This is a genomic window from Campylobacter mucosalis (assembly GCF_013372205.1).
In the GTDB taxonomy this organism is placed as follows: Bacteria; Campylobacterota; Campylobacteria; order Campylobacterales; family Campylobacteraceae; genus Campylobacter_A; species Campylobacter_A mucosalis.
The window spans coordinates 1564090-1577559 of the sequence record NZ_CP053831.1; the positions used below are offsets into that span (position 1 = coordinate 1564090).

General features: G+C 37.0%; 12 protein-coding genes and 1 tRNA gene. 2 read left to right on the top strand and 11 right to left on the bottom strand.

Annotation, left to right across the window (positions count from 1 at the left end; all coding sequences use genetic code 11):
* Window positions 1–2: 2 nt before the first annotated feature.
* Both CMCT_RS08065 and CMCT_RS08070 read right to left on the bottom strand, forming a co-directional pair.
* On the bottom strand, window positions 3–848 hold the full coding sequence (locus CMCT_RS08065; RefSeq protein WP_034970355.1) for a fumarate hydratase: 846 nt from the start codon (window positions 846–848) through the stop codon (window positions 3–5).
* Between the two features lie 95 nt (window positions 849–943).
* Window positions 944–2275, bottom strand: coding sequence for a hemolysin family protein (locus CMCT_RS08070; protein WP_034970354.1), 1332 nt, complete (start codon window positions 2273–2275; stop codon window positions 944–946).
* A 98-nt stretch (window positions 2276–2373) separates the two neighbouring features.
* Between CMCT_RS08070 and thiM the strand changes: the two genes are divergently transcribed.
* On the top strand, window positions 2374–3186 hold the full coding sequence (gene thiM, locus CMCT_RS08075; RefSeq protein WP_034970352.1) for a hydroxyethylthiazole kinase: 813 nt from the start codon (window positions 2374–2376) through the stop codon (window positions 3184–3186).
* Here thiM and CMCT_RS08080 read toward each other — a convergent pair.
* The gene (locus tag CMCT_RS08080) at window positions 3183–4370 is read right to left on the bottom strand and encodes an NnrS family protein (RefSeq protein ID WP_034970351.1); all 1188 of its coding nucleotides are present in this window, start codon (window positions 4368–4370) and stop codon (window positions 3183–3185) included. The genes thiM and CMCT_RS08080 overlap by 4 nt on opposite strands.
* A 97-nt stretch (window positions 4371–4467) precedes the next feature.
* A complete protein-coding gene (gene prx-suh, locus CMCT_RS08085) occupies window positions 4468–5004 on the bottom strand; it encodes a thiol peroxidase Prx-SUH (protein WP_034970348.1) in 537 nt (178 codons plus the stop codon).
* A gap of 100 nt (window positions 5005–5104) precedes the next feature.
* On the opposite strand from prx-suh, the gene CMCT_RS08090 reads away from it, so the two are divergent.
* A tRNA-Ser gene (locus tag CMCT_RS08090) sits at window positions 5105–5192 on the top strand.
* A gap of 194 nt (window positions 5193–5386) precedes the next feature.
* On the opposite strand, the gene CMCT_RS08095 is transcribed toward CMCT_RS08090, so the two are convergent.
* The 7 genes from CMCT_RS08095 to CMCT_RS08125 all read right to left on the bottom strand — a co-directional run bounded on the left by CMCT_RS08095 (window position 5387) and on the right by CMCT_RS08125 (window position 13403).
* Window positions 5387–7591 carry an autotransporter outer membrane beta-barrel domain-containing protein gene (locus CMCT_RS08095; RefSeq protein ID WP_034970346.1) on the bottom strand — a complete coding sequence of 735 codons (2205 nt, stop codon included), beginning with the start codon at window positions 7589–7591 and terminating at the stop codon, window positions 5387–5389.
* Between the two features lie 138 nt (window positions 7592–7729).
* Window positions 7730–8083 (bottom strand): aspartate 1-decarboxylase, encoded by a 354-nt coding sequence (gene panD, locus CMCT_RS08100; protein WP_034970343.1) that lies wholly within the window; start codon window positions 8081–8083, stop codon window positions 7730–7732.
* The gene (locus CMCT_RS08105; protein WP_034970341.1) at window positions 8080–9369 is read right to left on the bottom strand and encodes a UDP-N-acetylmuramoyl-L-alanyl-D-glutamate--2,6-diaminopimelate ligase; all 1290 of its coding nucleotides are present in this window, start codon (window positions 9367–9369) and stop codon (window positions 8080–8082) included. Before CMCT_RS08105 ends, panD begins: the two co-directional genes overlap by 4 nt.
* Window positions 9353–9895 carry a histidine kinase gene (locus CMCT_RS08110; protein WP_034970338.1) on the bottom strand — a complete coding sequence of 181 codons (543 nt, stop codon included), beginning with the start codon at window positions 9893–9895 and terminating at the stop codon, window positions 9353–9355. The genes CMCT_RS08105 and CMCT_RS08110 overlap by 17 nt, the downstream gene beginning before the upstream one ends.
* A 9-nt stretch (window positions 9896–9904) precedes the next feature.
* On the bottom strand, window positions 9905–10171 hold the full coding sequence (locus CMCT_RS08115; RefSeq protein WP_034970337.1) for a NifU family protein: 267 nt from the start codon (window positions 10169–10171) through the stop codon (window positions 9905–9907).
* Between the two features lie 39 nt (window positions 10172–10210).
* Complete coding sequence (gene recJ, locus CMCT_RS08120; protein WP_034970335.1) at window positions 10211–11785, bottom strand: single-stranded-DNA-specific exonuclease RecJ; 1575 nt, start codon at window positions 11783–11785, stop codon at window positions 10211–10213.
* Window positions 11775–13403, bottom strand: a complete 1629-nt coding sequence (locus CMCT_RS08125) for a CTP synthase (protein ID WP_169777672.1) — start codon at window positions 13401–13403, stop codon at window positions 11775–11777. Before CMCT_RS08125 ends, recJ begins: the two co-directional genes overlap by 11 nt.
* Window positions 13404–13470: the final 67 nt, after the last annotated feature.

Sequence of the window (13470 nt, forward strand, 5' to 3'; positions counted from 1 at the left end):
CCTTAAATTTGTGCCTCTGCGTGACGTGCAGCGTGGCAGTTGATATTTATAGCAACTGGCAGACCAGCGATATGAGTTGGATACCACTCAACATTTACCTTTACAGCGGTGCTTTTACCACCAAGCCCCTGCGGTCCCACGCCTGTTTTACACGCAAGTTCTAAAAGCTCATCTTCAAGTTTTGCGTATCTTTCATCTGGATTTTTGCTATCAGCGTCCCTTGCGGCTGCGTATTTTGCCATAAGTGCTGCTTTATCCATTGTCCCGCCGATACCTACGCCAATTACCATTGGAGGACAAGCGTTTGGACCAGCTAGTTTTACAGCCTCTAAAAATACCTTTTTAACGCCTTCAAGTCCGTCAGCAGGCACAAGCATTTTTAGTATTGATTTATTTTCACTACCAAAGCCCTTTGGTGCGACTTTTATGTGAATTTTATCGCCTTTTATAATGCGAACATTTATCACAGCTGGGGTATTGTTTTTAGTATTTTTGCGTTCAAAAATAGGGTCATTTACGACTGATTTTCTTAAATATCCACCAACATAGCCATCAGCTACACCGGCATTTATAGCGTCTTCTAAAAATTCGCCCTCAATCCTTACATCTTGGCCAATATCAACAAAAACCACTGCCATACCGGTATCTTGACATATCGGTGCTACCTTTTTTTCAGCTAGGTCGGCATTTTGTAAAATTTTGCCCAAAATATCTTTACCTATTGGCGAAACCTCATTTTTTTGTGCCTTTATAAAAGCCGCACGCATATCTGGCGTAACGACATAACAGGCTTGTTTGCAGAGTTCGCTAACAACCTTTGTGATCTCGCTAGAATTAACTACCCTCATCACTTCTCCTTTCAAAAATTTGAATTATTGAAATTATACAATTAAAAGTAAAATTTTACTTTAAATTTATGAAAAAGTGAGATTTTGTTAAAAATCTATTGTTCGCTCTCCTGAGCAATCTTCTTTCGCACTTTTACTCTTAAAATGCTAGTGCCATCCATTTTTCTTACTTCATAATGGCAGTTTTCATCATCTACTTTATCGCCTACAACCGGTAAACGCCCTATTAAGTTAAAGACATATCCACCTATCGTAACCTGATCTGTTTCATCATCAAATTCTATACCAAGCAACTCTTCAATGCTTTCAAGATCGTATCTGCCGTTAAATTCATAGATATTGTCATTTATCTTTTTATATTGTTCGCCAGTTTCATCGTGCTCGTCGTTCATATCTCCAAGCACCTCTTCCATTATATCTTCCATGGTCAAAATTCCAGAAGTTCCGCCGTATTCATCTACGACAAGAGCTGCGGATTTTTGCTCCTTGTTCATAAGCAGTATGATCTTTGATATAGAAAGACTTTCAGGGACTATCAAAAACTCCCTGACGATATTATCAAAGCTCTTTTTCTTATCATCTCCAAAATGAATTTGAAGTATATCCCTAATATGTATCATACCAAGCACAACGTCTTTTGAGCCGTCTATATAAGGATAACGAGTGTATTTTGACTCAAACACTAAAGCCAAATTTTCCTCAAAACTCTTTTGCTTATTTATACATATCATATCACGGCGAGGCGTCATAATTTCCTTTGCAACCGTGTCTGAAAAATCAACCGCATTTTTAATAATCTCAGTTTCAAAGTTATCAAGAACACCACCCTTTAGGCTCTCGCCGACAATTATCTTTATCTCCTCTTCAGAGTGAGCCAAATCACTCTCTTTTGCAGGTTTAATGCCTAAAATCTTAAGCCCTACTATGGCAAATGCGTCAAAGGTTTTAATGACCGGGGAAAAGATAATCCAAAAAAGATGAAGCGGTCTAGCAATAGCCAGGGTTGCACTCTCTGATTTTGCTATTGCAACGGACTTTGGTATTAGCTCACCCACTACAACGTGCAAAAGCGTAATAAGTGTAAAAGCTATCGCAAAAGCAACCGTATGCACTAGCAAATCACTCATATCAAAGTATTTTTTAAGCGGAGCCTCTATCATACGAGCTACGGCAGGTTCGCCTATCCAGCCAAGTGCAAGCGAACTAAGAGTAATGCCAAGCTGGGTGGCACTAAGGTATGTATCAAGCTTATTTGTCATATCGTAAGCTAGTTGAGCGTTGGGCTTTTTCTCTTTTATAAGCTCCTCAAGACGGCTCTTTCTAACCTTAACAATTGCAAATTCTGATAGAACAAAGAAAGCATTTAATAGTATAAATACAACTGCGAGAAATAACATTAAAAGCGAATTGTCGCTACTGGGGTACAAGTATAATCCTTAAAGTTAAATTTTAGATTGCCCATTATAGCAAAAAATGTCCATTTTTAAAAATTTTGGCTAAAATAATAAAAAATTAAGGGGGAAATATGCAAATTTTACAACATTTAAGGGATACAAAACCACTGATTCACTGCATAACAAACTATGTGACGGTAAATGACGTTGCAAACGTCTTGCTCTCGCTTGGTGCCTCTCCTGTGATGGCTGATGATGAGGCGGAAGTTAAGCAGATGGCAAGTATTGCAAATGCGATGTTAATAAACATAGGCACACTAAATCAAAGAACGATAAGCTCGATGTTAAAGGCTACTAAAAAGGCAAATAAACTATCTTTGCCAGTTGTGCTAGATCCAGTCGGAGTTGGGGCAACGCAGCTTAGGAATGAAACGGCACTTAGGCTTTTAAAAGAGGCGAAATTTACACTTATCCGTGCAAATGCGTCTGAAATTTCATTTTTAGCTGGGCAGGGCGGAAAGACAAAGGGTGTTGATGCAGATGATAGTGAGCTTTTAAAAGGTCTTGAGCTAAATATACAAACGGCTAAAATTTTAGCCAAAAAGCAAGGCTGTATCGTCGTATCATCCGGTAAAATAGACATTATAACAGACGGCAAGCAGACGGCACTTTGTAAAAATGGACATCAAATGATGTCAAATATCACTGGCAGTGGCTGTATGCAAGGTGCCGTATTGGCTGCGTTTTTGGCTATATCAAATGATAAATTTCAAGCCGTTGTTAATGGAGTTAGTGCGTTTGGAATTTGTGGCGAAAGGGCGTTTGAGAAAACACAGGCTATAGATGGTGCAAACGCCAGTTTTCGCACATTTTTTATAGATGAATTTAGCAAAATAACTGATGAGAAAATTTTGCTAAATGGGTGTATAGAAATGCTAGATTAGGGTTTTGGCTTAAAGCCCTTGATTAAAATCGGCAAATACCTAGCTGACCAAACTAGCAAAGCAATTAGCATTAAAACGGCACTAAAATTTATAAAGAAACTATAATCAAGTGAAAAATTTAGACTAAACCCAGCAAAAAGCCTTGCAAAAACCACAACCTGTATAAAAACAAAAATCGCTGTAGTAAAGGCGTCTGCATGAGGTGTCTGGCCAGAGTGCCCAAGCACAACCCTGGTGCCAAATCCGATTAAAATAGTTAAAAAATAGCCAACAGCAAAGGTGTGAAGGCTTGTTTTTTCAAACACAAATCCAAGCGAAAATATGTCATTTATGCCCTCTAAAATCGATATAGCAAACCCAACTGGTATCCAATAAAGCGACAAATAAAGCACCCACATTATCGCACTAGTTTTAAAAATCGGCAATCTCCAAATGTAAAATTCTCTCACAAAAAGCACAAAAAGTGCGATGTCGGTTAAAAGCAAAAATTTTGCTGAGAAAAAACTAAGCACAACCACTCGCAAAAATAGCAAACCAAACAAAATAGGCATAAAATTCTCAGTGCGTTTTATCACATATCCTTGCACCTTAACTGACGTAAAAAATGGCACCATTCGCTGGGAGATCGCAAAAACAATGATAAATAAAAATAGATAAAAACCGCCGTTTATAGCAAAATTTGTCAAGCTTGGGATAAATTTAGACAGTATAAAAATCGCATTAAAAATAAGCCCACAGCCAAATCCGATAAGAACCCATTTTGTATCGTATTTGTTAGCGATTATCGAGCGTTTGTGAATATCAAAAAGTAGCTTAAAACCAAAAATTTGAACGAGCAAATTTAAAACTAAAAGAACATCAAAACCAAAACCGAGCAAAAAAGATATCAAAAAGGCATAAGTTACAAAAAAATATCCCCAAAAATGAGCCATATACACACGCGGTTCGATAACGGCTTGCATTAAAAATCTAGGAAAAACTACAAACAAAAATCCTAAGAAAAACTGAATAAAAACGACAAAGATAAATATGTATGCGTGAAAATCAAAAATACCTGCATTTATGTTTAAAAATCCGCCATAAACCGCAAAAATCAAGCCAGTAAATAAAATAAATGCGATAATGCCATTTGCAAAAAACGGCTGGTGTGGTTGTGCTGTAAAATTTTCATACCAATTTTTCATATCAAACTCCAATTTTTTTGGATGATTTTAGCGTGAAAATTTCATTTTTACATTGATAAAAGTTAAGAACTCGCAAGATTTACTTGCGAGTAAAATTTTAGTGGCAGTGTCCGCAGCAAGATGTAGATGTAGCTTCTTTTGCAGCATTTATGACAGCTTCGTAGTTTGGCTCGTTTGTTATCTCTGAGCTTATCTCTTTGTAGGTAATTACGCCACTTGGATTTATAACAAAAACAGAGCGAGCACTAAGCCCTGCAAGAGCGCCGTCTGCTATCAAAACGCCATAAGCATTTGCAAATTCTTTATTTCTAAAATCGCTTGCTGTTTTTAAATTTTTAATACCTTCTGTCGCACAAAATCTACCCATAGCAAATGGTAAATCCATTGATATCACGATGACTTCGGCGTTTTGTATATTTGCTAAACTCTCGTTAAATTTTCTAGCAGATGCAGCACAAACACCAGTATCAAGAGATGGTAACACGACTAAAATTTGTGCTTTGCCCTGTTTGCCACCAATTTGAATGCTTGATAAATCAGCACCAGTTACATTTACGATTGGTGCATTTTCGCCCACGCTTACTGTATTGCCAGTTAATTTTACTGGGTTGCCTTGAAAAGTTACTTTTGACATTGTTTATCCTTTTTAAAAATTTTAGTAATTTTAATAAAATAGGATAAACGAACTCTTAATAAACTTATTTAAGACAATTTTTTGTATAATATCTGCCTTTGGGTAGATGTCCGAGCGGTTTAAGGAGCACGCCTGGAACGCGTGTGTGGGGCAACTCACCGAGAGTTCGAATCTCTCTCTGCCCGCCATTAGTTAAAGCCATGCCTCACAAGCATACACCAAATAACATCACAGATGTGAAACGCAAGATTTGCTAAGCGGAATAAATAAAACAGTAAAACTTTTAATAAAATAAATTAAAGACAACACATAACTTTGTCGCCTTTAATTTATAAGGATAATTTTACAAAATCTACGTAAAGCAGAAGCTAGACGATATTATTTAGAATTTAAATTCGGCATTTATTCCGCCTGTAAATCCCTCTCTTTTACCAGCAAGACCTTGCAAGTTTAGATCTATAGTCAAAGGTTTAAATGGTGTTTTAAATTTAAATCCGAATTCGCCTATAGCTGTATTTCCTTTCAAAGTAGGTGAAACCAAATCTTGATTTTGGGTTAAATTTGTAGCTTTTGCTTCAGAGTTAAATTCTCTTTCAAAAGCCGCTCCGCCATAAATCTCAAAATTATCATCAAAATAGTATGAATATCTGCCACCAATTCTCGCGCGAATGGAGTTTGAGTTATGATACTTTATCTTTTCGCCAACAACTTCTATTTCATCACTGCTTAAACGAGTTACAAAAAATTTAGTATAAATATCTAAATCCGAAGCATCATTTAAAGAAAATATCTTACCAAATCCCACGTGCCCACCCCAATACATTCTAGAGCTTTTAAATTTGGCAGTTTGGTTTGGATTTATATCTTTACTCTTATAATCTGAATAAACCTTACCAACCCTTAAACTTGCTTCTAAGTAATAATTTGACGCCATATCAAATTTACTTAAAAGACCGCCACCGTAGTATCTATTATCACCCCAACCATGTGCAGAACCATTTGCCCCAAAGTCATTGTAACTATCATAGTTAGCAAATCCAGCTTCAACAAAAGCCCCATACATAAACATATCATCTACTTGTTTACTTACGCCAACCATAAAACTAAAGCCCTTTACATCAACGTAAGAACCCGAATTTAGTCTAACATTTTGACCACCCAAAGCACCAAAATTTGAGCTCTCGCCTCCGTTACTTATAGTTGCAGTTAAGGCATTTTTCATACCACTTGAGCTAGTCATTTCCGACCCCTCATTTACTATACCACCCATCATAGCGCTTGTCTCAGCGATATTTTTTTGCTTTTTATTATCTTCTATTTCAGAAACTGTTGCAACTATCGCTTTAGTATCTTGACTTACATCATCTTTTTGGGCTGATAGCGTAAAGGTATATATTTTTGAGACGCCACCCACTACTCTTTGGGTTCTTGACTCATCATCTAAGATATTAGATAGATTTTTTGGTTCTTTTATAGAGCCATTTTCTTTTTTTATAAGGTATACCTTATCGCCTAAATTTAGTTTTATACCGCCAGTTGACATAGCTACGCCTATTTTTGAATTACTCAAATCTGTATTATCAGTGCCTTTTAAATTTAAAATAGCGCTGCTGTTTGCTATGCTAGTAGGCAGATAGAATTTAATAAATTCAAAATTTTGAATATCTTTTATATCTATACCCGCTTTATCTTTTATAACAAGAGTATTGTTACTAAAAACATCCCCAGTGAATTGTTGATTCTTTGCATTTGTTAACAAACCACCATAAAATATCTGTTCATCAGGCTTATTAAATACAATTTCTTTACCACTACCGCCATCTATTACTATGATATTATTTATAGCCATTTGATCTGCTGAATCCACAGCTGAGCCTATAATATTTCCACTAAAAGTTCCGCCTGTTATCTCTACTCTATTTGAGTAGGCAGATTTTGTATTTGAATTCTCAGCTCCTACAACTTTACCTGTTATTGTCCCGCCACTTATTAAAACCTTATTATAGGATAAATCGCCGCCATAATTAGCAGTCGCAAACGTTGAAGCACCAATGACATTTTTTACAGTTCCCTTTCGTACTTCAACGGTATTATTATAAGCTCTATTTGTCACAGAACCTGAAATATTTGCACCATATACAGTGTCTGTGACTGTTCCACCATCAACCACAACGCTATTTTCATAAGCGTCGCTATAATTTGAAAAACCTGCAATTACAATACCTAACTCTCCGCCATTGATTATAAAATTATTATTATATGATTTGCCTCTTTCGCTAGAACCAGAATATGCAAACTGAGTAACCTTGCCATTATTAAAGGTAAATATATTATCGTGCACATCCTCACTCCCTTTTGTATCAATCACAAAAGCTTCTTGAGGATTTTCTACGCCTTGCTCATCTGGATTGTAATCAAAAGTTAGTTTATTTCCGCTCATTTCGGTTGTGGTAAGAGTAAATTTCTTATCATGGCTTAAATGACCTTGTGCATTTTTACCATCATAACTGAACTCAACAGAATAAAGCGTACTACATAGAGCCAGGCTAAGCAGCCCTCCACCTTTTTTTAAAGATCTATTTTGCATAAAATTCCTTGAAGTATTTTGTTAGACTCTGTATTATAATAAAAACATCTTGAATCTAAAATTATTATTTATATTTAATATTAAATTAATCAAAAGTTTTGCAATTTATAAAGCGTATACACTAAAAACCAAATAGTCTTAGTGCATATTTTTCACTTGCTCGTTTTTCTCATTTACAAAGACAACATTTGGCTTAAATTTCTTAGCTTTTTTAACGCTCATAGACGCATAAGCTACGATGATGACGATATCTCCGGCACAAACCTTACGTGCAGCAGCGCCATTTAGGCATATTTGTCCCTTTGTGCCTTTAATGACATAGGTGCTAAATCTCTCGCCATTATTTACGTTTAAAATTTCAACCTTTTGCCACTCGCAAAGTCCAGCAGCCTCAATAAGCTTCTCATCAATACTAATTGAACCGACATAGTTTAAATTCGCGTCAGTAACGGTAGCACGATGAATTTTGCTAAATAAAACATCTATTTTCATTTTCTCTCCTTTAATAACTCACAAACAACCTCTTTATCGCTAAAATGGTGCTTTACGCCATTTATCTCCTGATAGTCCTCATCGCCCTTGCCTAGTATTACTAACGCTTCGCCGTCTTTTAAATTTTCAAGTCCAATCCTTATGGCTTCGCGTCTATCAACCTCTTTTAAAACAAAACGACTCATATCCATACCAGAGCAAATTTCATCTACTATGTCTTGCGGATTTTCTGAGCGTGGATTATCGCTTGTGACGATACTAAGCCGTGCGTATTTTTGGGCTATTGCACCCATTTTCGCCCTTTTGGTGCGATCCCTATCTCCACCGGCTCCAAACACAACAATAAGGCTTAAATTTCTAAGAGCGTTTAAAACCTTTTGCATTCCGTCTGGCGTATGCGCAAAGTCAACTATGACAAGCGGATTTGTGCTTACAACCTCGACACGCCCCTCAACACCATTAAAGCTTTTAACCGCACTAGATAGTTTAGAAGCCTCTGGTTTTTGCAGTAAAGTTACAGCACCTAGTGCGGCTAAAAGATTTTGCAGATTAAACTCACCCTGTAAACTTGAGTTTATGTTAGTAACATTACCAAGTGCCGATATGCTAGCATTTATCCCGAATTTTAAATCATAACTAATAGGGGTAAAATCAGCACTTTGTTTTAGTGAATAGGTATATGAATTTTTTGGATTAAATTTTATAAGCTCATCATCGATATTTATAAGTTTTAGCGTATCATCATCAAAAAAGCTACTTTTTACACGAGCGTATTCTTCCATACTTTTATGATAATCAAGGTGGTCTTGGCTAATATTTGTAAAAATTTTAAGCGCAAAACTAAGCCCCTCAATACGGTTTTGCACGATGGCGTGGGAGCTTACCTCCATTACTAGATACTCGCATTTTGCCAAAGTTGCCTTTTGCATATACCAAAGGGTTGTTAAAATTTGCGAGGTAGTAAGTGCCTTTTGATCTATCCGCTCATTTGCTATAAACGCGCCTCTTGTGCCACATAGCGCGGTTTTATGCCCCAACTCATTTAGTATATGAGCCAGTAGTGCCGCTGTCGTGGTTTTACCGTTGGTGCCAGTTATGCCAACTATTTTTAAATTCTCATCTATGCCCAAAAGCTCTTTTGCTCTATCTACATTTACGATGCTGGCTTTGCGTAAAATAGCGTCATCTTTAAATTTAGCATTCGTATCACACAGCAAGAAAAAACAACCCGGCTCACACTCCAATGAGTTATCAGTAATAAATGTATCATCAATGCAAATTTTCATCGCTTTGCCTTTTTTTAATCTCTCTTAAAAGCCCGTCTATACGCTCATCTCCGGCAAACATCATAGCAGCACTCTCTAGGTAGGTTATGCCCATTTCTAAAAAGTCATTTTTAATAAGATTATGCACAAATTCCAAAAAGTCGTCTTTGTTTGAGATCATAACTTTTGTAGAAAACATAACACTCTCAAACACGCTTTTAAAGCCGTCTTTTTGGCTTAAGCGTTTAAAATCCTCATAACTTATCGCGTCTTGCTCTTCAATAACGCTCTCGCTTATATTCTTACTCTCTAGAACTTCTAAAATTTCATCTAAGCTATTATCTTCGTTTCTGTTATCTTTGCTAAAAGAGTATTCAAAAAGCATTTTAGCCTCTTCAGGACTCTGCTTTGCAAGAGAACAAAGCATAATAAAAAATAGCAAATTTTCATCTTTGCTCTGCTCATAAGCGAGTGAGAAAAATTTCAAGGCGTCATCATATCTGCCATTTTTAAAATTCTTAAGCCCTAATTTTTTATAATTTATCAACTTCTAACCCTAAAGCACAAATTCTTCGCCCATAGGCACGTTTATAACCTCAAGCTCAGGGTGGATATCTAAGCGAAGCTGTCGCTCAACGCCGTATTTTAGCGTAGTTCCACTGGCCGCACATCCGTGACAATGCCCGACAAGACGCACATAAATTTTGCCGTTTTTTATACCCAAAAGCTCCATATCTCCGCCGTCGTTTTGCAGCATTGGGCGGACTTTATTAAGTGAACGTTCAACGGGCTTTAAAAGTTCTTCGTCGGTAAATGGTATCATTTTTATCCTTTTTGCTAATTATACAACTAAAATTTAAATTTACTCCAATAACTCGCGTATTAAAAGTTGCGGAGTTACAAGACCTCTAAATGAATTTTTTGATATTGAAAAAGCTATGCTTATTTGTTCGCCAACCTTGATATGACGAGTAAAGTTAAAAAACAATGCCTCAAGCGTTTTGTTGCCTTTTTCCAGGATTAGCTTAAGATGATTTTGCTCTTTACCTATTATCTTTTCATTTTTTACAATGGCGCCTGTAATCCTAAAAATAGGTCTTGGATTTTTCTGCCCGTAAGGCTCATAATACTCCAAAATTTCAAGCAATTCATAATCTATCTCATTGGCATTTATATCACCTAAAAGCTCATCTGAACTGCAAAATTTATGCATATCCATCAAAAAACAACTCTTGTTTAACGCCTCTTTTAAGAGCTTTAACTTACACGGCTCACAAACCAGCCCAGCAGCACCCTTATGTCCGCCATAGCTACTTAAAAGCCCAGAATGCTCAGCTATAAGAGATAAGATATCTAGTTTGCCAACGCTTCTAGCACTGCCCTTTGCTCTGCCTCTATCGATACTAAAAACTATGGCAGGTTTTTTAAAATGCTTAGCCAAGCGACTAGCCACAATGCCTATAACACCTTCGTGCCACTGCTCGCCCCAAGTTACGATTATGCTATCATCTTCGCTAACGTCCTTCAGTGAGCTTTCAAAAAGCGTCTTTTCCTCCTCTTTTCTTGAGTTGTTAAAATCAACTATCATATCAAGATAATCAAACGCTTTATTTAGATCGCCGCTCCTTAAAAACTCAAATGAGTTCATCGCATCATCCATTCTGCCGGCGGAATTTATAAGTGGGGCTATTAAAAAACTGACATCATCGCACTCAAATTTCTCTTTGCCATAATACTCCTTAATGGCCCTAAAGGCTATCCTGCTTGTCGTATTTAGCTTTGAAATTCCTAGCTTTACGATAATGCGGTTCATATCTCTAAGCTCCATCATATCAGCAATAATGGCAATAGCTAATAGGTCTAAAAATTTTGACATATCATACTCAATACCAAAAACCTCTTTTAACGCACCCACAAAATACCAAGCCACTTGAGCACCGCAAATTTCGATATTTGGAAACTGGCAGTCATCTTGTTTTGGGTTTATTATCGCGTAAGCTTCTGGTAAAATAGGAGGTGGCATATGATGATCGGTGATTATAAGATCAACTCCACGCTCCTTGCAAATAAGTGCTGCGTCATTTGCACTAATGCCGTTATCAACGGTTATAATAAGCTTTGCGTCGCCAAGCTCATCTAAAATTTCAAGATTTAATCCATACCCATCTTTAAAGCGATTTGGAATTTTAACCTGATAGTTTTTATAACCTATATCATCAAAAAATTCTGCCATAACAACGCTAGAGACAACCCCATCAACATCATAGTCCCCAACAACAGCTATGTGTTCGTTGTTGTCAATAGCTCGTTTTATACGCTCTGCACCCTTGTAAATATCCTTTAAGGCGCAAGGCTTAGGGATTTGCGAAAGCTTTTTATGAATATCTTTTTTAAATCTAAGCTCAAGTAAATCCCTTATCTCACTTTTATTCAGCATCTAAAGAAGCTTTTATAAAGCCTAGGATTGTTGGGTTTGGCTTTGTTAGGCGAGATGTAAATTCTGGATGAAACTGAACGCCGATAAAAAACGGATGATCTTTTAACTCCGCAACCTCAATAAGACCATTGCTTGAGCCACTTATCATCATACCAGCTTTTTCAAAGGACTCTTTATATTTTGGGTTTGCTTCAAATCTATGGCGATGACGCTCTTTTATATGCTTTGAACCATTGTAAATTTTAGATAAAAGTGAGCCTGGCTTTACGTCACACTCATAAGAGCCAAGTCGCATAGTCCCACCAAGTGGGCTTTTATGTGTACGGATCTGCTCTTTGCCGTGAGAATCTATGAAGCTATCAATTAGATATATGATAGGATTTTTACACTCTTTATCAAACTCGATAGAATTTGCACCCTCTAAATTTAAAACATCTCTCGCAAACTCAATAAGTGCAAGTTGCATACCAAGGCAAATTCCAAGGTATGGCACCTTTTTTTCTCTGGCATATTTTATAGCCAAAATTTTACCACTTACTCCACGTTCGCCAAAACCACCTGCTACAAGCACCCCGTCCACATCTTTTAAAAGCTCATTTACGTTATTTTCTTCGATTTTTTCGCTATCGCACCATTTTAAATTTACACGAGTATCCAGGGTGGCTCCTGCGTGAATAATACTCTCCGTTAAACTCTTATAGCTCTCTTTTAAATCAACATATTTACCTACAAAAGCGATTGTAGTCTCTTTTGTAGGGGCTATTATGCGTTTAACTAGACTATCCCACATTTTCATATCTGGCTTTAGTTCATTTAATCCCAAAATTTCAGCGATAGGAGTTAAGATGTCTTGATTTAAAAATGAAAGTGGTATCTGGTATATACTAGCGCTATCAGGGCTTTCTATAACGCAGTTTCTATCAACCCCGCAACTCATAGCTATCTTTTCTTTAAGGTCCTTGCTTAGTGGCATTTCTGCACGACAAACTATCATATCAGGAGTAATGCCTATACGGCGAAGTTCGCCAACGCTGTGCTGTGTCGGCTTTGTCTTTAGCTCACCTGCAACTTTTATATATGGCACAAGCGTTAAGTGAACATTCATCGCATTTTTTCGTCCCACTTCGCTTCTTAATGCACGTATGGCTTCTAAAAATGGCAAACCTTCTATATCGCCAACGGTGCCACCGATTTCAACGATTAGGATATCTTTGCCCTCACCAGCCTTTTTTATGCGATCAACTATCTCACCCACAATATGCGGTATAACCTGTATGGTCTTGCCAAGATAATCGCCTCTACGCTCTTTTTCGATAACAGCACTATAAACCCTGCCTGTAGTAAAGTTATTATCCTGGCTTAGACTCTCATCTAAAAATCTCTCGTAGTGGCCAAGGTCAAGATCTGTTTCAGCTCCGTCGTCTGTTACAAAAACCTCGCCGTGTTCAAGCGGACTCATAGTGCCAGGATCAACGTTGATGTATGGATCTGCCTTTAATATGCTTACCTTTAAGCCAGAGTGCTTTAAAAGTGTGGCTATACTAGCAGCCGCAATACCCTTGCCAAGTGAGCTTAATACGCCACCTGTAACAAATATATACTTAGTCTGTTTGCTCATATATTTTCCTTATCTTTATATATTTTTAATGGCTATATTATACCTTTTTTAATTTTAGCGTGGTATA